The organism is Ruegeria sp. N11, from assembly GCF_056531525.1.
The window spans coordinates 13,570-37,747 of record NZ_JBQFLX010000029.1; the positions used below are offsets into that span (position 1 = coordinate 13,570).

General features: G+C 54.2%; 22 protein-coding genes and 1 pseudogene. 18 read left to right on the forward strand and 5 right to left on the reverse strand.

What is annotated here, in order from left to right; all coding sequences use genetic code 11:
* Positions 1 to 31 precede the first annotated feature (31 nt).
* From ACR0J8_RS22180 to ACR0J8_RS22220, 9 genes are read left to right on the forward strand one after another with little or no spacing between them, the layout of a single operon-like run.
* The gene (locus ACR0J8_RS22180) at positions 32 to 979 is read left to right on the forward strand and encodes a carbohydrate ABC transporter permease (RefSeq protein WP_170336527.1); all 948 of its coding nucleotides are present in this window, start codon (positions 32 to 34) and stop codon (positions 977 to 979) included.
* Positions 976 to 1,914, forward strand: coding sequence for a carbohydrate ABC transporter permease (locus tag ACR0J8_RS22185; RefSeq protein ID WP_170336529.1), 939 nt, complete (start codon positions 976 to 978; stop codon positions 1,912 to 1,914). The genes ACR0J8_RS22180 and ACR0J8_RS22185 overlap by 4 nt, the downstream gene beginning before the upstream one ends.
* On the forward strand, positions 1,911 to 2,099 hold the full coding sequence (locus tag ACR0J8_RS22190) for a hypothetical protein (protein WP_010442360.1): 189 nt from the start codon (positions 1,911 to 1,913) through the stop codon (positions 2,097 to 2,099). The genes ACR0J8_RS22185 and ACR0J8_RS22190 overlap by 4 nt, the downstream gene beginning before the upstream one ends.
* Before the next feature lie 2 nt (positions 2,100 to 2,101).
* Positions 2,102 to 3,199 (forward strand): ABC transporter ATP-binding protein, encoded by a 1,098-nt coding sequence (locus tag ACR0J8_RS22195; RefSeq protein WP_480527090.1) that lies wholly within the window; start codon positions 2,102 to 2,104, stop codon positions 3,197 to 3,199.
* Entirely contained in the window at positions 3,192 to 4,184 is a 993-nt protein-coding gene (locus ACR0J8_RS22200) for an ABC transporter ATP-binding protein (RefSeq protein ID WP_480527092.1), read from the forward strand. The genes ACR0J8_RS22195 and ACR0J8_RS22200 overlap by 8 nt, the downstream gene beginning before the upstream one ends.
* Positions 4,185 to 4,195: 11 nt before the next feature.
* Positions 4,196 to 5,818, forward strand: coding sequence for a dihydroxyacetone kinase subunit DhaK (locus tag ACR0J8_RS22205; RefSeq protein ID WP_480527094.1), 1,623 nt, complete (start codon positions 4,196 to 4,198; stop codon positions 5,816 to 5,818).
* A 7-nt stretch (positions 5,819 to 5,825) separates the two neighbouring features.
* Entirely contained in the window at positions 5,826 to 6,884 is a 1,059-nt protein-coding gene (locus ACR0J8_RS22210) for a LacI family DNA-binding transcriptional regulator (protein WP_480892374.1), read from the forward strand.
* A 26-nt stretch (positions 6,885 to 6,910) separates the two neighbouring features.
* On the forward strand, positions 6,911 to 7,966 hold the full coding sequence (locus ACR0J8_RS22215) for a sugar phosphate isomerase/epimerase family protein (protein WP_480527098.1): 1,056 nt from the start codon (positions 6,911 to 6,913) through the stop codon (positions 7,964 to 7,966).
* Positions 7,966 to 9,120 carry a Gfo/Idh/MocA family protein gene (locus ACR0J8_RS22220; protein WP_170681408.1) on the forward strand — a complete coding sequence of 385 codons (1,155 nt, stop codon included), beginning with the start codon at positions 7,966 to 7,968 and terminating at the stop codon, positions 9,118 to 9,120. Before ACR0J8_RS22215 ends, ACR0J8_RS22220 begins: the two co-directional genes overlap by 1 nt.
* A 384-nt stretch (positions 9,121 to 9,504) precedes the next feature.
* Here the strand turns inward: ACR0J8_RS22220 and ACR0J8_RS22225 are convergent.
* Positions 9,505 to 9,863, reverse strand: a pseudogene (locus ACR0J8_RS22225) (IS5 family transposase); the annotation flags it as partial.
* A 292-nt stretch (positions 9,864 to 10,155) separates the two neighbouring features.
* Positions 10,156 to 11,097, reverse strand: a complete 942-nt coding sequence (locus ACR0J8_RS22230; protein ID WP_480892394.1) for a pirin family protein — start codon at positions 11,095 to 11,097, stop codon at positions 10,156 to 10,158.
* Between the two features lie 793 nt (positions 11,098 to 11,890).
* Here ACR0J8_RS22230 and ACR0J8_RS22235 point away from each other — a divergent pair.
* The 4 genes from ACR0J8_RS22235 to ACR0J8_RS22250 are packed head-to-tail and all read left to right on the forward strand — an operon-like array spanning position 11,891 to position 15,815.
* A complete protein-coding gene (locus tag ACR0J8_RS22235) occupies positions 11,891 to 13,309 on the forward strand; it encodes a circularly permuted type 2 ATP-grasp protein (RefSeq protein WP_480527100.1) in 1,419 nt (472 codons plus the stop codon).
* Between the two features lie 2 nt (positions 13,310 to 13,311).
* Positions 13,312 to 14,253 (forward strand): alpha-E domain-containing protein, encoded by a 942-nt coding sequence (locus ACR0J8_RS22240; RefSeq protein WP_480892377.1) that lies wholly within the window; start codon positions 13,312 to 13,314, stop codon positions 14,251 to 14,253.
* A 3-nt stretch (positions 14,254 to 14,256) separates the two neighbouring features.
* On the forward strand, positions 14,257 to 15,054 hold the full coding sequence (locus ACR0J8_RS22245; RefSeq protein ID WP_480527102.1) for a transglutaminase family protein: 798 nt from the start codon (positions 14,257 to 14,259) through the stop codon (positions 15,052 to 15,054).
* An 11-nt stretch (positions 15,055 to 15,065) separates the two neighbouring features.
* On the forward strand, positions 15,066 to 15,815 hold the full coding sequence (locus ACR0J8_RS22250; protein ID WP_170681398.1) for a proteasome-type protease: 750 nt from the start codon (positions 15,066 to 15,068) through the stop codon (positions 15,813 to 15,815).
* Between the two features lie 191 nt (positions 15,816 to 16,006).
* Here ACR0J8_RS22250 and ACR0J8_RS22255 read toward each other — a convergent pair whose 3' ends face one another.
* Positions 16,007 to 17,374 carry a sensor histidine kinase gene (locus ACR0J8_RS22255; protein WP_480527103.1) on the reverse strand — a complete coding sequence of 456 codons (1,368 nt, stop codon included), beginning with the start codon at positions 17,372 to 17,374 and terminating at the stop codon, positions 16,007 to 16,009.
* Positions 17,371 to 18,039, reverse strand: coding sequence for a response regulator transcription factor (locus tag ACR0J8_RS22260; RefSeq protein ID WP_480527105.1), 669 nt, complete (start codon positions 18,037 to 18,039; stop codon positions 17,371 to 17,373). The genes ACR0J8_RS22255 and ACR0J8_RS22260 overlap by 4 nt, the downstream gene beginning before the upstream one ends.
* Before the next feature lie 139 nt (positions 18,040 to 18,178).
* On the opposite strand from ACR0J8_RS22260, the gene ACR0J8_RS22265 reads away from it, so the two are divergent.
* From ACR0J8_RS22265 to ACR0J8_RS22285, 5 genes are all read left to right on the forward strand, one after another.
* Positions 18,179 to 19,267, forward strand: coding sequence for a tricarboxylate transporter (locus ACR0J8_RS22265; protein ID WP_480527107.1), 1,089 nt, complete (start codon positions 18,179 to 18,181; stop codon positions 19,265 to 19,267).
* 80 nt (positions 19,268 to 19,347) lie between these two features.
* Positions 19,348 to 21,378 carry a tripartite tricarboxylate transporter permease gene (locus ACR0J8_RS22270; RefSeq protein ID WP_480527109.1) on the forward strand — a complete coding sequence of 677 codons (2,031 nt, stop codon included), beginning with the start codon at positions 19,348 to 19,350 and terminating at the stop codon, positions 21,376 to 21,378.
* A gap of 88 nt (positions 21,379 to 21,466) precedes the next feature.
* Entirely contained in the window at positions 21,467 to 22,555 is a 1,089-nt protein-coding gene (locus tag ACR0J8_RS22275; protein WP_480527110.1) for a 4-oxalomesaconate tautomerase, read from the forward strand.
* A gap of 51 nt (positions 22,556 to 22,606) precedes the next feature.
* The gene (locus ACR0J8_RS22280; protein WP_480527112.1) at positions 22,607 to 22,825 is read left to right on the forward strand and encodes a hypothetical protein; all 219 of its coding nucleotides are present in this window, start codon (positions 22,607 to 22,609) and stop codon (positions 22,823 to 22,825) included.
* Between the two features lie 14 nt (positions 22,826 to 22,839).
* Complete coding sequence (locus tag ACR0J8_RS22285) at positions 22,840 to 23,820, forward strand: D-2-hydroxyacid dehydrogenase family protein (RefSeq protein ID WP_480527114.1); 981 nt, start codon at positions 22,840 to 22,842, stop codon at positions 23,818 to 23,820.
* A gap of 111 nt (positions 23,821 to 23,931) precedes the next feature.
* On the opposite strand, the gene ACR0J8_RS22290 is transcribed toward ACR0J8_RS22285, so the two are convergent.
* Positions 23,932 to 24,171 (reverse strand): hypothetical protein, encoded by a 240-nt coding sequence (locus ACR0J8_RS22290; RefSeq protein ID WP_480527116.1) that lies wholly within the window; start codon positions 24,169 to 24,171, stop codon positions 23,932 to 23,934.
* Positions 24,172 to 24,178 lie beyond the last annotated feature (7 nt).

Genomic DNA, 24,178 nt, shown 5'->3' on the forward strand with positions numbered 1-24,178 from the left:
AGTCCGAAACCAAAAAAGAACTGGCAAAGAGATGTCTGACAGGACCGTAGATCGCGTTGCGCAGGCAACGCCCCAGCGAGTTGCGCGAAAAATCCGGGGGTTATCCGACCGCGCAATCGCCTGGATATTCATCTCCCCAACGATTTTTCTATTGCTGGCGATCAACATCTTTCCGTTGATCTGGACCATCCAACTGAGCTTTACCAACTACAAGGCCAACCGGATCGGGCGTGAAGTCAAAGATGTCGGGCTCAGGAATTACGAGCGTATCCTGACAGACTCGGACACATGGCTGAATATGCAGGCGACGGCGCATTTCCTGTTCTGGACGATTTTTTTCCAGGTCCTGATCGGGTTTACTCTGGCATGGTTGATCAACAAGAAATTCAAGGGCAACGATCTTTGGACCACGATTATCGTGCTGCCGATGATGTTGTCTCCTGCAGTCGTCGGGAACTTCTGGAAGTTCCTGTATCAACCTCAAATCGGCCTGTTCAACTACATCGTGTCCTGGTTTACCGGCAAGGACCCATCGAGCTTTGAAATGCTGGGATCGGTCACGTTGGCCCCGTGGGCAATCGTTATTGTCGACACTTGGATGTGGACCCCCTTCGTGATGCTGATCTGTCTGGCCGGTCTGCGCAGCATTCCCGACTACATCTACGAGGCAGCTGAGATCGACCGAGCCAGCAAGCTGCGGCAGTTCTTTACGATCACCATCCCGATGGTGTTGCCGTTCCTGATGCTGGCCGTGCTGTTTAGAGGGATCGAGAACTTCAAGATGTTCGACCTGGTGGTTCAGCTAACCGGTGGAGGCCCCGGTTCGGTTACGGAACTCACTTCAATCAATCTCAAGCGGGAAGCTTTTGAAAAGTGGCGTACGGGCTATGCCTCGGCCTATGCGATCATCCTATTCGTCACCGTGTTCGGCCTTGCGTCGATCTACGTCAAAGCCCTGAACAAGGTAAAACAGCGATGAGTAGTTTTTCCGTCACTGAACCTTCGAACCGGTCCAAGTGGATCGCAGGTTTTCTGGTCATCGCTTATGCGCTGATCACGATGATCCCGCTGGTTTGGATTTTGCTGACTGGCTTCAAGTCTCCAGCCGATGCGATCAGCTACCCGCCCAAGGTTGTTTTTGACCCAACGCTTGAAGGCTACGTCAATCTCTTCACCACTCGCACACGCCAGACGCAGGAGTTTCTGGAAGCCAACCCGCCACAGAACTGGGCCGATGAGATCGTGCGCCAATACGACATGGTGATTGTCGGACCATCCAAATTCGGTGAGCGCTTTATGAATTCGGTTATTATCGGGTTCGGCTCGACGTTCTTGAGTATCTTCCTTGGCACGCTGGCCGCCTATGCCTTCAGCAGGTTTAAAGTCCCGCTTAAGGACGATCTACTGTTCTTCATCCTCAGTACGAGGATGATGCCCCCGGTCGCCGTTGCCATCCCAATTTTCCTGATGTTCAGAAACCTTGGATTGAGCGATACGCATCTGGGAATGATCCTGTTGTATACGGGCGTAAATATTTCCTTGGCGGTCTGGTTGCTAAAAGGGTTCATCGACGAAATCCCAAGAGAGTACGAAGAAGCGGCTCTAATAGATGGCTACACACGCTTTCAGGCTTTCTACAAAGTCGTGCTGCCACAAGCCGCAACGGGCATCGCTTCGACAGCTATCTTTTGCCTGATCTTCGCCTGGAATGAGTATGCGTTTGCTGTGCTGCTGACATCTGCGAATGCTCAGACTGCACCGCCCTTCATCCCGACCATTATCGGTATCGGTGGCCTGGACTGGCCTGCCGTGGCGGCTGGCGCCACCATATTCCTAATCCCGGTCATGATTTTCACCATCCTGATGCGCAAACATTTGCTGCGTGGGATCACATTCGGAGCCGTGCGCAAATGAGCGATTTTCTAACCGGATTGATGCGGCTCCGCCGCGGCCCATGGGAGATGGTCGCAACTATCCTTATCGCACTGGGTGTCTTCATGCTGATGCAGCCCTTTGTCCTGTGGGCCTTCACCTATTCTTTCATCGTCACGTTGATCGGAACCGTCATGTTTATCATCGTCAGCCATTTCCCGGAGTAGAAATGGCCCAGATCGTAGTCCAAAACGTAAAAAAGATGTTCGGCAATTTCACGGCTGTCCGCGAAAGCTCGTTCACGATTGAAGACGGTGAGTTTTTCATGCTGCTGGGGCCATCCGGTTGCGGAAAGACGACGACTCTACGGATGATCGCGGGATTGGAACTTCCAACATCGGGTGAAATCTATCTGGACGGAGAAGAAATCAGCCAGCGGCCACCGTCGGAGCGAGACATTGCCTTCGTGTTCCAGATGTTCGCGCTGTATCCTCACATGAACGTGCGCAAGAACATCAGCTACCCGCTAATATCGCAGGGTATGCCGCGCCCCGCCGTAAAAGCCAAAGTCGAGGAAGTCGCCGGAATTTTAGGGATAAACGACATACTGGATAGCCCAGTAGGTGGGCTTTCAGGCGGCGACAGGCAGCGTGTAGCGCTTGGACGCGCGATTGTTCGCGAACCCAAGGCGTTCATGATGGACGAACCTCTTGGTGCCCTGGATGCCGAATTTCGTGAGCACATGGCCGAAGAACTGCGCGCGCTTCATGATCGCATGGGCGCAACCACCGTTTACGTTACACACGATCAGTTGGAAGCCATGCAAATGGGGGACAAGATCGTAGTGATGAACAACGCTGTGATCGAGCAATTCGGCACACCTCAGGAAATCTACGACAAGCCGGCTACGATGTTCGTGGCGGATTTTATTGGGTCTCCTTCGATGAACTTCCTGCCGTTTCAGGGAAAGGTCGAACCCGGCTCGGAAATGGTCCGACTGAATGGCCATGACGAAGCCGTGCCCAAGCTGATGGAAGGGGCCGAAGGTGAATTGGTTTTTGGTGTCCGTCCCGAACATGTTTTTCTGTCGGATGCGAGCGCCTACCGGGCCAAGGTTCTGGCAGCGGAATATCTGGGAACCACTCAGATCGTGACGCTGCAAAGCCCGAACGGAGAACTGAAAGCCCGGATTGATGCACGCGAAGTCGTCAGTCCCGGTGAAACAGTAGGATTGGAGTTCCGCTCTCCCGCAGTAACCCTATTTGAAAAATCTACCGGGCGCGCTTTGAGATCCGCTCTGAACGACGAGGTACTAAGCAATGGCTGAAGTCGTTTTGGAGAATATCTCGAAGTCATTCGGCAATCTTAAAGCGGTGGATGATATTTCAATGACGATCCCCAACGGTGCCTTTGTGGTGTTGTTGGGTCCAACTGGTGCGGGAAAAACAACGACGCTGAGATTGATATCCGGACTTGAGAAACTGGATTCAGGAACGGTGCGTATAGCCGGGCGAGATGTTGGAATAGAAACGCCAGCCCAGCGCGATATAGCCATGGTCTTCCAGCAATACTCGCTGTACCCGCATATGACAGTGCGTGAAAACCTGTCTTTCCCTTTGCGTTCGCCGATCCTGAAGACACCAGAGGATGAGATCGCCAGGAAGGTTAACGAAGTCTCGGAGATCCTCCAGATCCCGCACAAACTGGACAACAAAGCCACTGAACTGTCTGGCGGCGAAATGCAGCGCGTTTCAATTGGACGGGCGCTTGTGCGCGACCCCCAGATATTCCTGATGGATGAACCCCTCAGCTCTTTGGACGCCAAGCTTCGGGCGGATTTGCGGGTAGAGCTGAAGAGAATTCAGGCAGATCTGGGATCAACCTTACTCTACGTGACCCATGATCAGGTCGAAGCCATGACAATGGCGACGCATATCGGCGTTTTGGAAAACGGTAGGCTAGTCCAGTACGGTACCCCTCGCGACATCTATGAAAATCCGGGCAGTGTTTACGTAGCCAGCAGGTTGGGCCTGCCACGGATAAACATCCTGCCGTCCGAGTTGTTCGGAGACGATCACAAAGGCCCACAGATTGGTCTTCGCCCGGAAAACATAATTGAAGGCGAAGGCCGTGAAGCGCGTGTGATACGTGCTGAGCATCTGGGGGATCAAACGCGGCTGCACCTGGACTTGAATGGTCACCCTGTTGTGACTTTGATTGATGTCCATCAGGACTATCCCTCAGGAAAAATCATAAAAATCCGCCCACACAACCCATTGTATTTTGACGCGTCCGGCGCGCGAGTGAATTAAGGAGCAAAAGCATGGCCCAGTTCCTCAATACTAAAGAAACCTTGGTGACAGAGGCCATAGACGGCCTTTTGGCCTCCTCCGGGGGACGACTTACTCGGTTGGACGGCTACCCGCACATCAAGGTTGTTTACAGATCGGACTGGGACAAGTCGAAAGTCGCCTTGGTTTCTGGCGGAGGGTCTGGTCACGAACCCGCCCATGCAGGTTTTGTTGGCGCTGGTATGCTGACAGCTGCGGTATGTGGGGAAGTGTTTGCGTCTCCGTCAGTCGAGGCGGTTCTGGCAGGCATTCTTGCGGTTACGGGTGAGGCTGGGTGCTTGCTTATCGTTAAGAATTACACCGGTGATCGGTTAAACTTTGGGCTGGCGGCTGAACGCGCCCGAGTACTGGGTCGTAAGGTGGAGATGGTCGTTGTTGACGATGACATCGCCCTACCTGACCTACCGCAACCACGTGGCGTAGCAGGCACGTTGTTCATACACAAAATCGCTGGAGCGCTTGCTGAAAGTGGCGCTGACCTAGAAACCATTACCAATGCAGCAAGAAGCACTATAGCGAAGGTCGTAAGCATCGGAATGAGCCTGGACACCTGTACCGTTCCGGGATCTCCAAAAGAAGACAGGATTGCCCCGGGCAAAGCAGAACTCGGCTTGGGCATCCATGGCGAGCCCGGAGTACAGCAAGTCGAATTCTCAAATGCTGTATCAGCCATGTCTACAGTGGTGGAGAAGCTGAAGCAAAGGGTTGGGTCTGGGGATTGTGCGGCGTTGGTCAACAACCTCGGTTCTACGACTCCGCTAGAAATGGCTGTCCTCACGCACGCCTTGTCCGAGACTGGTATTGCCCACCATATCATTGGCCCAGCACCAATGATGACCTCGCTGGATATGCATGGGTTTTCTGTTTCTATTCTGCCTGTAGGTCAGGAAGATTTATCAGCACTTAAAGCTCCTGTTGATCTGGCGGCTTGGCCCGGCGTCAATTCCATCGACCCGATAAAAGTAGCGCCTTTGCCTGATGGTCTGACTCCTATCGATCCAATTCCTTCGAACAATCCCGGCACAAGGGAAACGATCACCCGGTTGTCTGAACTGCTAATCAACGCAGAGAATAACCTGAACGAGTTGGACGCGAAATCCGGAGATGGCGATACAGGAAGCACACTGGCCACTGCCGCGAGAGCATTGCAAGGTAGCCTTGACCGCATGCCGCTTGCTGATCTGACACAACTTTTCCCGGCGTTGGGCAATGAGTTAAGCCAGACAATGGGTGGTTCTTCCGGCGTGATACTTGCAATCTTCTTTAACGCAGCTGGAGATGCCTGTGCGAGCGGGGCTTCGGTACCGAAGTCTCTGGTTGAAGGTCTGAATCGCGTCAGCCAGGTCGGGGGTGCCAAGGTCGGTGACAGGACAATGATTGACGCCCTGGCACCGGCACTTGCCGCACTGCCAACTGGTCTGACGCATGCGGCCGACGCTGCCCGCGAAGGCGCGAATAACACCGCAAATATTCGTCGTGCGAAGGCAGGCCGCGCGGCTTATGTTCCCGAAGAAAACCTAGTTGGACATAACGATCCCGGCGCTGAAGCTGTTGCTTTGTTGTTTGAAGGCTTAGCGCGGGAGGTTGAGGGCTGAATAACAGGTGGAAGACAAAAAACAAAAACTAGAATTGGTAAAGAAGCCAACCGTCAACGACCTCGCGCGCGTCGCCGGTGTCAGTCTCGCGACTGTTGACCGGGTCTTGAACAGGCGCCCCGGCGTGCGGGCCGTTACCGTGCAGAAAGTACAAAAGGCAATTGATGAGCTGGGGTATGTGCGCGACACCGCAGCGGCCAACCTTGCGCGAAACCGAGTTTACAACTTCCTCTTTGTTCTGCCGGACACGGACAACGAGTTTGTGGAGGCAATCAACAGTCAGATCGCAGAACAATCCCGTGACCAATTTATCGAGCGGACTCGTATTGCGATAAAAAAGGTAGCTCCGTTCGAGCCGCAAGATATCGTCAATATTTTGAATGCTGTCGACAGTTCGGATATTGATGGAGTTGCCGTTTTTGGGCCCGAAACGCCGTCTGTTCGCGATGCAGTAAAAAGGCTCAGAGACAAAGGCGTTCCTGTGGTTGCATTAGTGTCTGACTTGCCCAGTTCTGAGCGAGACCATTTTGTGGGAATTGATAACGTTTCGGCAGGACGAACCGCCGCTCAGCTGATGGGACGATTTGTGCATCGCGATGGTAAGGTCTTGGTTCTTACAGGATCCCGTTTGGCTCGTGACCACCTCGAGCGTCGTCAAGGCTTTGATCTTGTTGTGGCTGAGGAATTTTCGCACCTCGAAGTCGTAGCCTCTGTCGAGGGTCGAGATGACCCGGATCTGATTTACAAGTTGATGCCCGAAATATTTGAAACCTACCCCGATCTGGTCGGAATATATTCCTCAGCAGCGGGCAACGCAGGTCTGATTCAATTTCTGTCAGAGTACAAGCTCAGCAAAGATCTGGTGATCATTGCTCATGAGCTTACTCCGCTCAGTCGTGAGGCGCTTAAGCTCGGTACATTTGACGCCCTTATCTCGCAAGACACTGGGCACATTGTTCGTTCAGCCGTCCGCCTTCTGCGTGCGACTTCAGACAAAGTTCCATTCAACAAAGCTCAGGAACGAATCCGTATCGACATCTATCTGAAGGAAAATTTACCGCCATAGAGGCTTAGGTTTGGGGAGGAAATTTTATGAAGACGATCAAAGGTCCAGCGTTGTTTCTTGCACAATTTGCGGGGGACGAAGCACCGTTCAATTCGTGGGACGCGATCACTAAATGGGCCGCTGACTGCGGATACAAAGGCGTTCAGGTTCCCAGTTGGGATGGCCGGTTGTTCGACCTCGAACAGGCCGCGTCCAGCACCGGTTATTGCGATGACTTTAAAGGCAAAGCCAGGGAAAACGGTGTCGAAGTCACTGAATTGTCAACGCATCTTCAGGGCCAGCTTGTGGCCGTCCACCCGGCCTATGACAGTGCGTTTGATGGTTTTGCAGCCGAAAGTGTTCGAGGGAACCCGAGAGCCCGACAAGAATGGGCAGTGGATCAAGTCAAAAAAGCGCTATCGGCTTCAAAAAATTTGGGTATCTCGGCACATGTGACCTTCTCTGGCGCCTTGGCCTGGCCCTACGTGTACCCTTGGCCTCAGCGCCCTGCCGGCTTGATTGAAACAGCTTTTGACGAGCTCGCACGCCGGTGGGGTCCGATCCTGGAACACGCGGATGAATGCGGTGTCGATGTCTGTTATGAAATTCACCCCGGAGAGGACCTCCACGACGGCGTGACGTATGAGATGTTTCTCGAGCGGACGGGCAATCACCCACGAGCTTGCATGTTATACGACCCGTCGCACTACGTTCTTCAATGCCTCGACTACCTGGATAATATCGACATCTACAAGGACCGAATACGGATGTTCCATGTCAAAGATGCCGAGTTTAACTCGACTGGCCGACAGGGTGTTTATTCTGGATATCAAAGCTGGGTCGATCGCGCGGGCCGGTTCCGGTCGCTTGGTGATGGTCAAGTTGATTTTGGGGCTGTTTTCTCCAAAATGGCGGCGAATGACTTCGATGGCTGGGCCGTCGTCGAATGGGAATGCTGTCTCAAACACCCCGAGGATGGCGCGCGAGAGGGCGCTCAGTTTGTATCCGACCACATTATCCGAGTGACAGAGAAAGCCTTTGATGATTTCGCTGACGGTGGCACAGACGAAGCGGCCAATCGAAAAATGTTGGGGATCGAGTAATGGTCACAGGACGCAATGAAGAAACCTCAGGCCGCATTCGACTTGGCATGGTTGGCGGCGGGAACGACGCCTTCATAGGCGGCGTTCATCGAATAGCGGCGCGATTGGACGACAAGTTTGAGTTGGTTGCCGGCGCTTTGTCTTCGACGCCAGAGAAATCTCTTGAAAGTGGTCAGGCGTTGGGGCTCGAACGGGTCTATGAAGACTTCAAACAAATGGCGATAAGGGAAGCCCGACTGAAATCCGGGATCGAGGCGGTCTCAATCGTCACGCCAAATCACGTCCACTATGCAGCCGCGCGTGAGTTCCTGAAGCGCGGTATTCATGTAATTTGTGACAAGCCACTCACCTCGACTCTTGCCGATGCAAAAAAACTGGTCAAAGCAGCAGAAAGCGCGAATGCCCTATTCATTTTGACCCACAATTACACGGGCTATCCGATGGTTCGGCAGGCGCGTGAAATGGTCGCTAACGGAGATATCGGCAAGATCCGCGTGGTTCAGGTTGAATACCCCCAGGACTGGCTGACTGAGCAGCAGGATTTCAAACAGGCTGAGTGGCGAACCGATCCCGAACGCTCGGGCGCGGGTGGATCAACCGGTGACATCGGAACTCATGCTTACAACCTCGCTTGCTTTGTAACCGAGCTGAAGGCGGAAAGCTTGGCGGCAGACTTGCAGGCCTTTGTGCCAGGGCGCAAAGTCGATGACAACGCGCACGTTTTGCTTCGCTTCGAAGGCGGAGCGCGGGGTATGCTGTGGTCTTCTCAGGTGGCTCCCGGCAACGAAAACGCACTTCGTTTGCGCGTCTATGGCGAAAAAGGTGGGCTGGAGTGGTCTCAGGAAGATCCCAATTATCTTTGGTTCACGCCATACAACGAACCCAAGCGTTTGATCACTCGAAATGGAGCTGGAGCTGGTGACGCAGCTAATCGATTGAGTAGAGTTCCTCCGGGACATCCCGAGGGATATCTTGAGGGGTTCGCGAATATCTATGGAGAAGCTGCTGAGGCGATCCAAGCTTTCCGTACCGGGATTTCACCTGACGCGTCGGTTGTTTATCCAACGGTTCATGACGGACTTAATGGTGTTAAGTTTGTGGCGGCGTGCGTACAAAGCTCTTCAAGGAATGCGGCTTGGGTCAACTTAACTTAAAACCTCCCTGTGGGCATAGGGCAGACATCTTGGAAGGCCGCGTGGGTATCTGTTAAAAACCGAAGCGCGCAACCTTTAGGTGAAAGCTCAGGAAAAACAAGCTGCTAATGTCACTGAACCGGTGTTATGTGAAGCGATCTCTGGTTGGGTGGTCAGTTCCCCTGCAAAGCTCACCCACCATCACTTATGTCTTTCTGGCAGCGGGCATTGATCCCAATTGCAGAGAACGGCCGTCTCGAGCCCAAAGCTGAACTTTCAGGATTCACCCAGATGTAGGTTCAAAGATCTGCAATAGCGGCCTGTCTTTGATATTGCGCCACCAGGATTGTTTGAATTCAGCTTTTGCATCTGAACGTTCCAGAAGGTTCGCACCGTGGCCTAGTAGCTGACCTGACCGGCGGTGACGAACAGGTTGAGCGGTCGGCCTTGGCTGTCGCAGATGGCGTTCAGCTTGGTGTTGATGCCGCCTTTGGTGCGACCAATCAGGCGTCCAAGCTCCCCCCTCTTTCACGCCCATGCTGGTCGCGGTTCGGTGCGCCTTGAGGTAAGTCGCGTCAATCATCACGGTCGTCTTTTCGCCGTGATCAGCAGCAAGACCCACCATCATCCAGGCGAAGACGCCCTTGTCGCTCCATCGCTTCCAGCGGTTGGATAGCGTCTTGTGCGGGCCGTAGGCGGAGGGGGCGTCGCGCCACCGCAACCCATTGCGATTGATGAAGATAATGCTGCTCAACACGCGCCATCTGCGCATCCTTCAGCCAGAAAAGATCAGACACATTGTCAGCTCGGTTTTCGAACCGTGAATCACGCCGTTCCGAGGAAATCAATGGGTCCTGACCATAAGATGACATTTGTCTTGCTATAAAAACTTAAAGCAAGAAATGCGTCTCAATTGGTACCGACGGCGTTTTGTATTTGATCTATCATTTTGGGTGCTCACAAGAGGATGCTCTTGGTTGAAAGACCTCAACGCCCTTCAAATTCCCTTTGAGCTTCCGATAGAAAAGATCAGAGTTCTTTTGCTTGATGGATTAACTACCTTTTTGGCAACGTGATGAACTCTTGGTCATCACCAGGCGGCAAGTGGAACCGTTGGTTGCTATCCCACGCCTCGGCCCTCCAAGCCTCCTTTGCTTCTTCGATGCGCTCCTTGGAGGAAGCCACGAAGTTCCACCAGATATGACGGGCCCCCTCAAGAGTCTCACCGCCCAGCAACATCACTCGTGCGCCTCTTTCACCAGCTTTCATCGAAATGCGATCACCAGGGCGGAAAACCATCATCTGACTTGCCTCGAAGGTATCCCCGGCGACCGTAACCGAACCCTCGACGACGTACACGCCGCGATCCTCGTGATCATCCGGTAGTGGAATGCTGGCACCCGGTTGCAATATCGCATCGGCGTAAAACATCTCTGAGGCCGTCTCAACGGGCGCTCGTTCTCCGTATGCATTTCCAAGTATCAGGCGTACTTCTTTGCCTTCGCCTTCCATGAACGGCAGAGCATCTGCGGGTGCATGTTGGAACATTGGATCACGGTCTTCATGATCCTTTGGGAGGGCAACCCAAGTCTGAATACCGAAGAACGGCATTGGGTCTACTTGGGTTTCGTCGTCGGTTCTTTCTGAGTGCGTGATGCCATGTCCTGCGACCATCCAGTTGACTGCGCCCGGTTCGATCCAAGAGTCCGTCCCAAGGCTATCCCGGTGGTGCATACGACCACGATATAGGTAGCTTATTGTAGCTAAGCCGATATGAGGGTGAGGGCGTACGTCCATGCCTTTTGTCGGCAAGAACTCCGCGGGTCCCATTTGATCGAAAAAGATAAAGCTTCCAACCATTTGGCGCTTTGGAGCGGGCAGGGCGCGGCGTACCTCGAAACCTCCCAGATCGCGGGCACGTGGGATGATGATGGTATCTATGGCATCCACGGCGTCACCTGCGGGGCAATGGGGATCTAGCGCAGGGTTCCAAGACATGGCGGTGTTTTCTCCTTTGGCTCTGCCGATAATATGGCGCATGGGAGTTTGAAGTGAACCCCAAGGGGTGCTCAGGGTTCGTGCGGGGTTGCACACCTATTCACTTAAACCAAATGATTTGCATTTAGGGGCAAAAATCTGAGCGGGATATGAATACGTGGTCCTTCCCACTATCCCCCGTGACCCTCTTGGATCACTCGGGAAAAACCTGCAAGGTACCCACGGGATACTCGGGAAGGCCGTGCGTCGCCCTGGCAACCGCTGATCTGAGGGCATTTGATTGGCCCTAAATAATCTTCCGAATAAAACTCTTAGTGTATCGTCGACCTGTTCAGGCGACAGTAGAGTCTCGGAGTAAAGCTTGAAGACCCATCGGACTGTACTTCAAAGGTGGTCACCTCTATCTTTCCCGCGAGAGGTCCAAATGACTGTTCGCATCCGCAAACCAGTCTTTTGACTAAAGCTGTCGGATGACTGCGTCGATCCCCTTCTCCCGGACGCTGCGCGGTGCACGAATGTCTGCTCTAGAGGTGGTGCATAGTTAGCCGTATTGCACCCAGTTGGATCAAAAATCCCACTGGAAGCCAGCTTCTTGTTCCGTCACGCCCCAAATCTTCTGACAACGGACACATTGAATGTGACTTCAACAAAAAAAACAAAAAAACGGCATGTTGTTAAGATCATCACATTATCCAGATCCAGTTAGCCTGAAAATTAGACGCTCCTTCCAAAGGCAGCTTCCAACCAAGCCTGAATGACTTGAAAAATCTGATCTATGCGTAAAACTTAAAGCATGAGTGAGTGTTTTGATGAAATGTTCAACGGCGATGGATCACTCAGAGGTCCATACCAAGAGATCGGCCGCTGGTTCAATGCTGAAGACGTATCGCGACTGAGGGCGAAACAGCGCGAAGCCGAAGAAGTCTTTAGGCTAACGGGCATCACTTTTAACGTTTACGGAAAAGCCGAGGCTGAGGAACGCCTAATCCCATTTGATATCGTACCGCGTGTCATTTCAGCACGAGAATGGCAGCGGCTGGAACGCGGTATTGAACAACGGGTTCGGGCAATCAACGCCTTTCTCCACGATATCTATCACCGCCAAGAAATCGTGCGTGCCGGACGCGTACCCGCTAAGATGATTGCCGGGAACGAAGCGTTCCTGCCGCAGATGCTTGGCGTCTCGCCCCCTGGTCAGGTCTATACACACATTGTTGGGGTCGATCTGGTACGAACCGGACCGGACGAGTTTTTCGTTCTGGAGGACAACGCCCGTACGCCATCCGGGGTTAGCTATATGCTGGAGAACCGGGAAACGATGCTAAAGATGTTCCCCGAGCTCTTCAGCGCGACTAATGTTCGGAATGTTTCGGACTACCCTCGCAATCTGAGACGATCTCTTGCTGCCTGCGCGCCGGCTTGCGCCGACGGAGAACCAAGCGTCGCGGTATTAACCCCGGGGATCTATAACTCGGCCTATTACGAACATGCGTTCCTCGCAGATCAGATGGCTGTGGAGTTGGTCGAAGGCCACGACCTACGCGTTGTCGATGGGCGCGTCTGCATGCGCACCACCAGGGGCTATAAGCCCATCGACGTACTTTACCGCCGGGTAGATGACGACTTTCTGGACCCCCTGAATTTCAACCCCGATAGCGCCTTGGGCGTTCCGGGCATCCTGGACGTTTACCGCGCAGGAGGCATCACGATCGCCAACGCGCCAGGGACCGGTATTGCCGACGATAAGGCGATCTATTCCTACATGCCTGAAATCGTTGAATTCTACACGGGTGAGAAGCCCTTGCTGCAAAACGTCCCGACCTGGCGCTGCAGTGATCCCGCCTCTCTCTCCTACGTGCTGGACAACTTGTCCGAGCTTGTTGTGAAAGAAGTACACGGGTCTGGCGGCTACGGAATGTTGATCGGACCGACCGCCAGCAAGAAAGAGATTTCGGTGTTCCGCGACAAGCTCAAATCGCGGCCCGGGAACTACATTGCTCAGCCGACTCTTTCGCTTTCGACGGTTCCGATCTTCGCTCGCTCGGGACTTGCGCCCAGACATGTTGACCTAAGGCCGTTCGTCTTGGTATCGCCCGAAGGGATCAAGATCACACCCGGCGGTTTGACCCGTGTGGCGCTTAAGAAGGGATCTCTCGTCGTGAACTCAAGCCAAGGTGGCGGGACCAAAGACACCTGGGTTCTGGAGGACTGACCATGCTGGGAAAAACTGCTGGCGGGTTGTTCTGGATGTCCCGGTATCTTGAGCGAGCGGAAAATACGGCGAGGCTGCTTGAAACAGGTCAGAGAATGGCGTTGACCCGTACAAAGAATTCTGCCGAGGAATGGGGTTCGGTTCTGAAAACGGCCGGGGTTCTGGATGGGTACCACGCCAAGTACGACGAGATTTCAAAAGACAATGCGGTCGATTGGGTGCTTCGCGACGCTGATAACCCATCCTCGATCAAGTCGGTCATCAAGCAAGCCCGAGACAACGCGCGCCTTGTTCGGACCGCGCTGACCCACGATGTCTGGAGTGCGGTGAACTCCACCTGGATGCAGATCGATGAGGCGATGAAGCGGCGCGTGAATGAGAGGGATTTGCCAGCGACCTTGGAACTCATTCGCCAACAGGCGGCTCTGGTCCGTGGTGCCACATTGGGGACTATGCTGCGCAACGACATTTTCGATTTCACCCGCATCGGGACGTTTGTCGAAAGGGCCGACAATACCGGGCGCATTTTGGACGTGAAGTACTACGTTCTTCTGCCCACAGCCTTCTCGGTCGGCTCGTCGCTAGACAACATCCAATGGGAAAGCATCCTGCGTTCTGTTGGCGCTGGTGGTGGGTATCGAATGACCCATGGTGAGAAAACCCGGCCGTCTGATATTGCCCAATTTTTGATCCTGGATCAGCGAATGCCGCGCAGCCTTCACTTTTGCTGCAGAAAAATTCAAGAGAACCTGTCTTACCTAAAGAAAGACTACGGCTTTGCCGGGCCTTCGTGCGAGGCATCAAATGCTCTCTACCAGAAATACCTGGATCAGAAAATTTCCGATATCTTTGAATTCGGTCTGCATGAGTACATTCAGGATTTTCTGACCGATCTCGGCAACTTAAGCCGTCAGATCGAGATTGATTATAGGTTCTACGAGTAGCCAATGAAACTGCACATTCGACACGAGACACGATACGATTTCGACGCGCCGGTTCCTTTCGGACTGCAACAGCTTCGAAAAACACCAAAGTCATTTCGAAATCAGAGCATTGTAAGTTGGAGTACCCAGATCACCGGCGGGCGCAAAGAGCTTACATTTGAAGACTATCACCGCAACACGGTGGAATTGATCAGTTTCGAAGCAAACACTCAAAGCATCTCGTTGATCTCCGAAGGCGTTGTTGAAGTGAAAGACACGCACGGTGTTCTGGGGCGTCACGAAGGGTCGACGCCCTTGTGGCTGTTCAAAAGAGGCACTCCGCAGACATCGCCAGGGAAAGGAGTTGCAGAGCTGATAATCGCGTTGCCCAACAGCGATCCGCTGAAGCAGATGCATGCTCTGTCCGAAAAAATTCGAGCTCAGGTCTCGTACGAAATTGGAAGTTCGCACCCGGGCTGGAGCGCAGAAGATGCCCTCAAGGCCGAGCGCGGTGTGTGTCAGGACCACGCGCACATCTTCATTACCTGCGCGCGACAGCTCGGAGTGCCAGCACGCTACGTTTCGGGCTATTTGATGATGAACGAAACAGAGCTGCAGGACGCGACCCATGCCTGGGCCGAAGTGCATTTGGACAGGCTTGGCTGGGTGGGGTTTGACGTTTCAAATGGGATTTCACCCGACGATCGATACGTACGCGTCGCAACCGGGCTGGACTATGCCCAAGCCGCACCGGTAATAGGGAATAGAATTGGGACAGCGGGCGAGCAATTGACAGTGCAGTTGCAAGTCGCACAGCAGTAACGGAGAATTTGATGACCTATGCTGTGGGCATGCGGCTGAATCGCGGGCTGGTGTTCATGTCCGATACGCGCACGAATGCAGGCGTGGACAATGTTTCAACCTTCAACAAGATGTTCAATTGGACAGTCGAAGGGGACCGGTCGATCACTATCCTAACGGCCGGAAACTTGGCCACTACGCAGGCCACGATAAGCCTTCTGGAAGAACGAACAAAAGCGCCGGCAGATCGTTCACCATCGATCTTAGAAGCACCGACAATGTTTCAAGTTGCGCAACTGGTCGCGTCTACGCTGAACGACGTCATCGAAGAGCATGCCCGGTCTGGTCAGCAAGCTGACAGCGCTTTTCACGCGACACTCATTGTTGGAGGCCAGATCAAGGGCGGCCCGTCTCGCCTGTTTTTGATCTACCCTGAAGGCAATTTTATCGAGGCCGGCGACGACACTCCGTTCTTTCAGATCGGTGAGACAAAGTATGGTCGCCCTATTCTGGTGCGAGCCTATGATCCGGAAATGAGTTTTCCGGAAACCGTAAAACTCTTGCTTGTCAGTTTTGACTCCACGATTAAGGCCAATCTGTCTGTCGGGGCTCCGCTTGACCTGCTTCTCTACGATGAAGACAGCCTTGATGGCGGTATGCGGTCAAGATTCGAATCCGATGACCGGTACTTTCGCATTATTTCCGATGGATGGGGTGACGCGTTGAAATCGGCCTTGGCCAAACTTCCAGAATACAGATCCGGGCGAAAATCAAACGAGTGAGCGACCGCTTGGTCCGCATAGCGGTCGCTCGCGATAATCACGCGAAGGTCAGCACCAAGCCCAAAGACGACATAGATATAGATGATAAGCGCTGCGTTCGTCGCTCAGGGCGAAAAACTGACTTTCGCGGCAATCGAAAAACTCGCGTTAACACTGACTGGTTTCGGGTTCCGAGGGGAATTAGAAACAGATTACAGGACTATGGGGAGCTCAAGCGTAATGCTCGCTCCTCTTTCGACTTGGTTGATTTCGACAATTCCTCCGTGGCGCTGCGCCACTGCAGAGACGATTGATAACCCCAATCCGCTGCCCTCGGAATACTCCAACTGAGAAAACCGATTGAATGCCACTTCGCTTTGGTCTGGCGAAAGGCCAGATCCGTCATCCGCCACAGTTAGGTTGACGAATTTGCTGTCACACCGCAGCACAACTGAGATTTGGCTTAACTTTGGGCGACCGTGTTTGACTGCGTTGTCCAAAAGGTTCTTTAGAGCCTCAATCAGAAAGACCCGATCGCCGAATACAGTGACCGCCCTCTCAGGCATCGTGACATCAAACTCGATACCCTTTGCGAGGATGTGGACTCCCATCTCGGCGCAGGCCTCTTCCACGACCGAGCGGAAGTCAATTTTATCCATTTGGTCTTGATGCGTTGGCTGTCTGAGCCTCTCGAGTGACAAAAGCTGTTCGGCAACCGTTGCGGAGTTTTTTGCCGCCGCAACGAGCTCTGAGATGCGTTTTTCTCGGTCGTCATCCGTTTTTGCGTCCTGCAGCGCTTCGGCCATCGATTGCACGGCGGCCGCTGGATTCCGCAGCTGATGTGCAGCTTCGGATATGAACACTTGATGGGCTTTGATACTGTTTTCCACCTGCCCAAAAAGCCGGTTCAGGGTTCTGACAACTCCTTGAACTTCGACTGGGACAGGGCGCTTAATCTCACTGAGGTCATCCGGTGAACGCAGGTCAATTGCGTCCTGCAAATCCAGCAAGGGCCTAAGGCCACGAGCGACGCCGAACCACACCACAATGGCGAGGGTGGCCAGCAGAATTCCCATTAGAATTCCTGCGCGGATTGACAATTCATTCGCGAAAGCGTTGCGATCCGCCATACGTTGCCAGACTGTAACCGTCGCATCTCCGATTAGATTTTCAATGGTCACGCGTTCTGTCATCTTAAGAACGCGCACTGGTTCTTGGCGGTAGAGCGCTTCGAAAAACTGGGGCTTGTACACCTCTTGATCAGACGGGTTGGTGGCGGCAGGGGGGTAGGCATAGCCTGTCACATAGATGCCGCCGGGGCCCGTTACGTGGTAAAAAATCTCTCCGCCTGATGCGTCACGGATCATGCTGCGTGTCGTTGGTGACAGCGCATCACCTCCCGAAATCGCAACATCTCGCGATATTGCGAGACCTGCAGATAGCAGGCTGTCGTCGAACAATTCCTGAGCCGTATTTTGCGCAATCATAAAGCGCCAAAGACCAAGCAGAGCGGCAATTAACACCAAGGGGGTTAGGATAAGAATGAAAAGTCTTAACCTGAGCGAGCCGTGTTTGATCACTTCTGCACCTCAAGCAGATACCCCAGACCTCGGGCTGTCTTAATCCTAATACCGAGATCTTGAAGACGTTTTCTCAGCCGCGATACATGAGGCTCGACGGCTGAGGCCTCGACATCGGCACCCACGCCGTAGACGTAATCCGTTAGTTGGCTTTTGGGAACAATTCTGCCCCTGCGTTCCAACAGGCACTCAAGCACCGCGATTTCCCGCCGCGGAATATCCATAACCTTGCCCTGTACAGTAACCTGTCGGGCAGCGCGGTCGAATTCCAGGCCACCGATGCTCTCTTTTGCCCCGTAGTCGAGCTCTTTGCGTCGGGAAAGCGCCCGGATACGTGCTTCCAACTCGTCCATTTCGAATGGCTTAACCAGATAGTCATCGGCGCCCATATCCAACCCCGAAACCCGGTCGCTTGTTTCGGCACGTGCCGTAAGCAAGATCACCGGTACGCCGTCACCACGATTGCGAAGAGACTTCAGGATCTCCAGTCCCGACTGTCCGGGCAAATTGATGTCCAGAACAACTAAGTCTGCGCCCTCTTGCGCAAGATACAAGTCAGCCTCATCGCCATCCAAAAGCACTTCTGCTGCATGACCCCGGTCACGTAGGCGATAGGCAATAGCTTTGGCGAGGGTCTCGTTGTCTTCGACGATGACGATCCGCATCGGGTCTCCTGCAAGTTTCGCGCAAGGTTGGCACTCCATGATTGCCAGATGGGAGGGGGAATCAACCCCACAGTTCTATTTGCGATCACGGTAGCGCGGAGGGCGTTGACGTGGTTGTCTGGTCAACAGGGAGGAACCAATGACCATTTCCAACTTCACCCGTCGCGCCGTCGTGGGGCTGATCGCCGCCGCCGGTATCGCCGCACCTGCCGCAGCCGAGGTTGATTTCTCGGGTAAGACTGTGGAATGGGTCATCCCGTTCTCGGAAACCGGCGGGTCTGCCAAATGGGCCAACTTCTTTGCGCCGCTTCTGTCCGAAGCTCTACCGGGTCAACCGACAGTGGTCGTGAAATTTATGCCGGGCGCTGGTTCGACCAAAGGCGCAAACTGGTTCCAGGAGCAGAGCCATGATGATGGCACGCTCTTGTTTGGCACCTCCGGTTCAACTCAGTTCCCGTATCTGCTGAGGGATCCGCGCGTGCGCTACGAATACAACGACTGGATTCCTGTTATGGCATCCGGAACCGGTGGTGTCGCCTATCTGAACGCAGAGGATGGCACGAAGTTTGATGGCTCTGCCAATGCGCTGAAAGACACCAACTTCATCTACGGTTCGCAGGGTGCAACACGTCTTGACCTTGTGCCTCTGCTGGCCTGGCAAATGCTTGGCATGAATGTCGAGCCTGTCTTCGGCATCAAGGGACGCGGAGACGGTCGTCTGATGTTCGAGCGCGGCGAGGCTAATATCGACTATCAGACCTCGTCCGGCTATCTGGGCGGATCGGCCCCGCTGGTTGAATCCGGTCAGGCTGTGCCGATGATGACCTGGGGTGCTCTGGATGCAGACGGCAACATCGTCCGTGACCCAACATTCCCGGACATCCCGACATTCAAAGAAGTATGCGAAGCCACCGATGGTTGTGAAACCAGCGGTGAGGCATGGGATGCATGGAAGGCGTTCTTTGTAGCCGGTTTCCCGGTTCAAAAGCTGGCCTTCCTGCCGGGTGATACACCTCAAGAAGTGGTCGACGCATACACCGCAGCGTTCCAGGCTGTAACCGAGCGTGGCGACTTTGCCGACATCTCGTCGAAGCGCGTGGGCAAATACCCGGTGTTCGTAGGTGACGGCTCCAAGTCGGCGCTTCAAACCGCGACAAACGTCGACGACAACGCCAAAGCCTACGTTCTGAACTGGCTTAAAGAAGCCTACGGTGTTGAGTTGAACTAAGCCGAACAATCACAGCGCGTGCCCACAGCAATGGGCGCGCGCATTTGATCCCTAAAAGAATTGAATGAAAGGCGGCCGCTATGGAGGTTTTCGCCACAGCTCTTCCTGCTCTCAGTGACGCGTGGGGTCTGATCCTGCAACCCATCGTTTTGGGGTATCTTGTTCTCGGTGTCGTTATGGGACTGGCAGTAGGTGTTTTCCCCGGACTTGGCGGTATTGCTGGTCTGTCCTTGTTGCTGCCTTTCATGTTCGGCATGGACCCGATCCTTGGATTGGCGTTGATGATCGGGATGGTTGCCGTTGTTCCGACCTCTGACACCTTCGCATCAGTTCTCATGGGCATCCCCGGGAGTTCCGCCTCGCAAGCGACCGTGCTGGACGGCTTTCCGATGGCGAAAAAGGGCGAAGCCGCGCGGGCGCTGTCTGCAGCCTTTGCGTCATCGCTGTTTGGCGGTCTGGTCGGTGCAACCTTCCTGACCATGTTCATCCTGGCCGCGCGGCCCATTGTTCTGGCATTCGGTCTGCCCGAGATGCTGATGATCACCATTCTTGGCTTGTCTATGGTTGCCATCCTAGCCGGACGTATCCCGCTAAAGGGCGTTGCCGCCGCTGGGCTGGGCCTGATGGTTGGTACGATTGGCGAAGCGGACGCTGGCGGATCGCTGCGTATGGCGACCTATGACATTCCCTATCTGACGGATGGTCTGAAGTTAGTCATCGTTGGCTTGGGTATCTTTGCGGTACCCGAAATCGTCTCGCTGTTGCGACAAGACCGATCCATTGCTAAGGGCGCCTCACTGGGCGCGGGTTGGCTTGACGGTGTCAAAGACTGGGCTGCGAACATCTGGTTGTCGGTCCGCTGTTCTATCATTGGCGTGGTTGTTGGTGTCATCCCCGGCCTCGGAGGCTCGGTGGTAGACTGGATTGCCTATGGTCATTCGGTTCAATCCACCAAGGACAAAAGCAACTTCGGCAAGGGCGAAGTGCGTGGTGTAATCGGGCCGGAAAGCTCGAACAACGCCAAGGAAGGCGGCGGTCTGGTGCCAACGCTGCTGTTTGGTATCCCCGGCTCGGGTTCGATGGCGATCTTTATCGGCGCTGTTGCACTGTTGGGATCCGGCGATATCGAGGTTGGTCCTAGCATGCTCAAGGATAATCTCGACATCACCTATTCGATTGTCTGGCTGCTGGCTCTCGCCAACGTGGTGGGCACCATCCTATGTATCGCCGCCTCGGGCGGGATCGCCAAACTGACGACAATCCGCTTCACTTATCTGGCGCCGTTTCTGTTCATGCTGATCAGCTTCGCGGCATTCCAGTCCGGCCAAAACTTCGAAGACCTGCTGGCCCTGTTCGTCATCGGTCTGATCGGCATTTTCCTGCGCCGTTTCGACTGGTCGCGCCCGGCCTTTCTTATTGGGTTCGTGCTGTCGAACCCGGTTGAAAAATTCACCAACCAGGCGTTCCAGATTGCCTCTTTCCGCTTCCGCAAGAGCTTTGGCGAAGGCATGGAGTATGTTTTCAGCCCGATCGTTATCATACTGATCGTGGTCACCGTGGTTTCGGTCATTCTAGGCATTCGTCAAGCCAAGATGATCATGGCCGAAGGTGAGGTCAAATCCGGCAGCAAGCGCGCGCCGCTGATCTTTCTGCTGGTGATCATGGCCTATCTGATCGTGGCTTTGGTCAATGCCAACATGATCCCTGACTACAACATGACCGACAAGATCATCCCGCTGGTGATCGGCAGCGTGTCGCTGTTCTGCTGCGTCATTCTGTTGATCCAGATGATGCGGCGACCCGAGGGGGATGCAATCTTTGCCGACAAGGAAATTGCCGGCGAGGATGCAAGCGCGCCACATGGACTTTGGTCAACGCTCGCGTGGTTCGCAAGTCTGATCGCGGCCACCTGGGTTGTGGGGTTCATCCTCGCCCTGATCGGGTTCCTGATCGCATTCTTCCGCATTCGCGCCGGGACCAGCTGGCAGATGACGTTGCTCCTGACGGCCTGCGGCATCGGTTTCATTTGCTTTATGGCTGGTGCCCTGAACCGGGATTTCCCGCCGGGTCTGCTGCAAGACATGGTGAACCTGCCATGGCCGCTAAAGTAGGCGCTCAACGTTTGCCCGGCCGGTCAATTAGGCGGGCCGGGCGGCACTGAAATCAGAAATTTCAAAGGTTTGTAAAGGAGGGTTCGCAATGACCCAGACAGCAATCCCATATGTCTTCATGCGCGGCGGCACTTCCCGAGGACCTTATTTTCGGCGTTCTGATCTTCCTGAAGATAGGGACAAGCTGGCTGATGTGCTGGTTGCTGCCCTCGGGGCTGGACAAGCGCTCAACATCGACGGGATCGGTGGTGGTAACGCAGTGACGACCAAAGTGGCGATGCTTTCAGTCAGCGAGGACGACTGGGCAGATATCGACTATTTCTTCGCACAGGTTTCTGTTGATGAGAAGCTGGTCGATTTTAAGCCCACCTGCGGAAACATCCTCTCGGGAGTTGGTCCAGCTGCGATCGAAATGGGATTGCTTCAGCCCAACGGCGATGAGACCGAAATCCGCATTCGCGCTGTAAATACGGGTGCCCGTGTCGTTGCAAAAGTACAGACCCCAGGCGGAGAGTTGGTCTACGAGGGCGATGCGGAAATCGCGGGGGTTCCCGGTCATTCTGCACCCGTGCAACTGAGCTTTATGGGCGTTGTGGGCTCGGCGACAGGTTCATTTCTACCAACAGGAAATTTGCGCGATACAGTGCAGGGGATCGAGCTGACTTGCATGGATGTCGCTATGCCGATGGCCATAGCCCGGGCAGCGGATTTCGGACTGACAGGGTACGAAAGCGCCGAAGAGCTGAATGCTAACCGGGCTTTCTTTGACCGGATGGAGGCAGTACGGATCGAAGCTGGGGAACTGATGGGTATGGGGGACGTATCGAAATCTGTAACTCCCAAATTCGGCCTGATGGCACCCGCCAGAGAGGGTGGAACCCTTGCGGTTCGGTATTTCATGCCATGGAAAACCCACCCAACAATGGCCGTTACGGGTGCGCAATGCATGGCATCCTGCGCTTTGACGCAGGGAACCGTTGCCGACGGGCTGCTTGATCGCCCAGTTTCAAGTCCGGCTGAAGTTGTGTTGGAGCACGCCTCAGGCAAGATTGACGTTCTGGTGAACTTCTCGAACGACGGGGAGTTCAACGTAAATTCTGTTGGTCTGGTGAGGACTGCGCGCAAATTGGCGGATGGTCATGTTTATGTACCGGAATCTGAGTGGAACGGCAGTTGAAATGGCATCTCTCATTTAGTATACAATAGTATACATTTTGAGGATATCCCGATGGACGACTATTCTGAATGCCTTGATATCGCGCGTCAGGAGCTCAGGCTGGCGCAGTCGGCTCTGCGGAGGGACATCGCGGAATACCCAATACCGATTGCCGGGTGTGATGAGCAATTCAACCATTTGCTGGATCAACGCGAACGGGTTCGCAATGCGCTCGAAGCACTCGACACGCGTCATTCTGTGCCGACGCCAAGAAAACTGAGCACCGAGTAGGGTATAGGAAGTCGATGAAAGTTCACATTCTGGATGATTGGTTTGACACACTGCAGGGCCTGCCCTGTTTTGAAAAGCTATCTGGCCATAACGTGAAGGTCTGGACAGATCATGTCGAGGATACCAGCAAATTGGCTGAACGCTTGCAGGAGGCTGAGGCGTTGGTGTTGTTTCGCGAACGAACCAAGATCACCCGCGATTTGGTTGAAAAACTCCCGAACCTGAAATTGGTCAGTCAGCGCAGCGTATACCCGCATGTCGACGTGCAGGCATGCTCGGATAACGGAGTGCTGCTGTGTTCGAACATGCATGGCGGCACGCCTTCATATGCCGCAGCCGAACTGACATGGGCGCTGATCATGGCGGGGATGCGCGATTTGCCTGCGCAGATGGCCTCGGTCAAAACCGGGCATTGGCAGGCCGGAGTTGGTAAGACCCTGAAGGGGAGGAAACTGGGGCTGTATGGATATGGCCGTATCGCCCGCGCTGTTGCTGGCTACGCCGAGGCGTTCGGGATGAATGTGGTCTGGTGGTCCTCGGACGAAGGTCGGGCGAGAGCGCATGCAGATGGCGTTCAGGTCGCCGCAAACCGCGAAGCGTTCTTTGCTCAAAGTGATGTTGTCTCAGTCCATGTTCGCCTGAAGCCAAACACACACGGCATCATCACCGCGCCGGATTTCGCGCAGATGCAACCTGGAGCGTTGTTTGTGAACACCTCTCGGGCCGGGTTAATCGCTCCGAGTGCTTTGTTGAACGCGTTGATTTCCGGACGCCCGGGCAAGGCTGCAATTGATGTCTTTGATACCGAGCCGCTCACTGACCCTAAGGACCCTTTGCTATCGCATCCAAATCTGATCGCGACGCCGCATATCGGCTTTGTGACCGAAGATGAGTTCGACCTGCAATTCTCGGACATTTTCGATCAGGTGAACGCCTATGCTGAAGGCGCTCCCATTCACATGATCAACCCCGAGGTTTGGACCAACGCAGGATAGGATTGGCTGCTATCGGCGCACCAATGATTATGAACAGATCCTTGTCAGGTGGTGCGTTATGACGAAGCCCAGATCCTCGCCAGAAATGACGGCCAAACCTGTTATCTTTGCCTATCCGCCGGAGGCAATCGTCAAGAATGCCTCCACAGGTTGGCCGAGCCCCAACGTGGTGACATCAGGAATGGGTCGTTTGCTGTGTTTGACAACATCGGCACGAAAGGCGGCTTTGTCCGCGTTGCTGTCATTGGTTCCCGTTGCAGCGAAGCCTGCTCTGAGCCCAAAGCAGCAAATAAAATCAAAAGAAAACCATGCCGCAAATCCGGCAATTTCTTGAAACCTTGCCAGACGCATTCAAAAT

What these genes read in the sequence shown, in the direction of transcription:
- ACR0J8_RS22260 (WP_480527105.1), bottom strand. Translation starts at nt 18,039, where the DNA reads ATGCGGATCGTCATCGTCGAAGACAACGAGACCCTCGCCAAAGCTATT.
- ACR0J8_RS22195 (WP_480527090.1), top strand. Translation starts at nt 2,102, where the DNA reads ATGGCCCAGATCGTAGTCCAAAACGTAAAAAAGATGTTCGGCAATTTC.
- ACR0J8_RS22275 (WP_480527110.1), top strand. Translation starts at nt 21,467, where the DNA reads ATGACCCAGACAGCAATCCCATATGTCTTCATGCGCGGCGGCACTTCC.
- ACR0J8_RS22220 (WP_170681408.1), top strand. Translation starts at nt 7,966, where the DNA reads ATGGTCACAGGACGCAATGAAGAAACCTCAGGCCGCATTCGACTTGGC.
- ACR0J8_RS22200 (WP_480527092.1), top strand. Translation starts at nt 3,192, where the DNA reads ATGGCTGAAGTCGTTTTGGAGAATATCTCGAAGTCATTCGGCAATCTT.
- ACR0J8_RS22245 (WP_480527102.1), top strand. Translation starts at nt 14,257, where the DNA reads ATGAAACTGCACATTCGACACGAGACACGATACGATTTCGACGCGCCG.
- ACR0J8_RS22280 (WP_480527112.1), top strand. Translation starts at nt 22,607, where the DNA reads ATGGACGACTATTCTGAATGCCTTGATATCGCGCGTCAGGAGCTCAGG.
- ACR0J8_RS22185 (WP_170336529.1), top strand. Translation starts at nt 976, where the DNA reads ATGAGTAGTTTTTCCGTCACTGAACCTTCGAACCGGTCCAAGTGGATC.
- ACR0J8_RS22290 (WP_480527116.1), bottom strand. Translation starts at nt 24,171, where the DNA reads ATGCGTCTGGCAAGGTTTCAAGAAATTGCCGGATTTGCGGCATGGTTT.
- ACR0J8_RS22250 (WP_170681398.1), top strand. Translation starts at nt 15,066, where the DNA reads ATGACCTATGCTGTGGGCATGCGGCTGAATCGCGGGCTGGTGTTCATG.
- ACR0J8_RS22230 (WP_480892394.1), bottom strand. Translation starts at nt 11,097, where the DNA reads ATGTCTTGGAACCCTGCGCTAGATCCCCATTGCCCCGCAGGTGACGCC.
- ACR0J8_RS22240 (WP_480892377.1), top strand. Translation starts at nt 13,312, where the DNA reads ATGCTGGGAAAAACTGCTGGCGGGTTGTTCTGGATGTCCCGGTATCTT.
- ACR0J8_RS22285 (WP_480527114.1), top strand. Translation starts at nt 22,840, where the DNA reads ATGAAAGTTCACATTCTGGATGATTGGTTTGACACACTGCAGGGCCTG.
- ACR0J8_RS22235 (WP_480527100.1), top strand. Translation starts at nt 11,891, where the DNA reads ATGAGTGAGTGTTTTGATGAAATGTTCAACGGCGATGGATCACTCAGA.
- ACR0J8_RS22205 (WP_480527094.1), top strand. Translation starts at nt 4,196, where the DNA reads ATGGCCCAGTTCCTCAATACTAAAGAAACCTTGGTGACAGAGGCCATA.
- ACR0J8_RS22270 (WP_480527109.1), top strand. Translation starts at nt 19,348, where the DNA reads ATGGAGGTTTTCGCCACAGCTCTTCCTGCTCTCAGTGACGCGTGGGGT.
- ACR0J8_RS22265 (WP_480527107.1), top strand. Translation starts at nt 18,179, where the DNA reads ATGACCATTTCCAACTTCACCCGTCGCGCCGTCGTGGGGCTGATCGCC.
- ACR0J8_RS22180 (WP_170336527.1), top strand. Translation starts at nt 32, where the DNA reads ATGTCTGACAGGACCGTAGATCGCGTTGCGCAGGCAACGCCCCAGCGA.
- ACR0J8_RS22215 (WP_480527098.1), top strand. Translation starts at nt 6,911, where the DNA reads ATGAAGACGATCAAAGGTCCAGCGTTGTTTCTTGCACAATTTGCGGGG.
- ACR0J8_RS22190 (WP_010442360.1), top strand. Translation starts at nt 1,911, where the DNA reads ATGAGCGATTTTCTAACCGGATTGATGCGGCTCCGCCGCGGCCCATGG.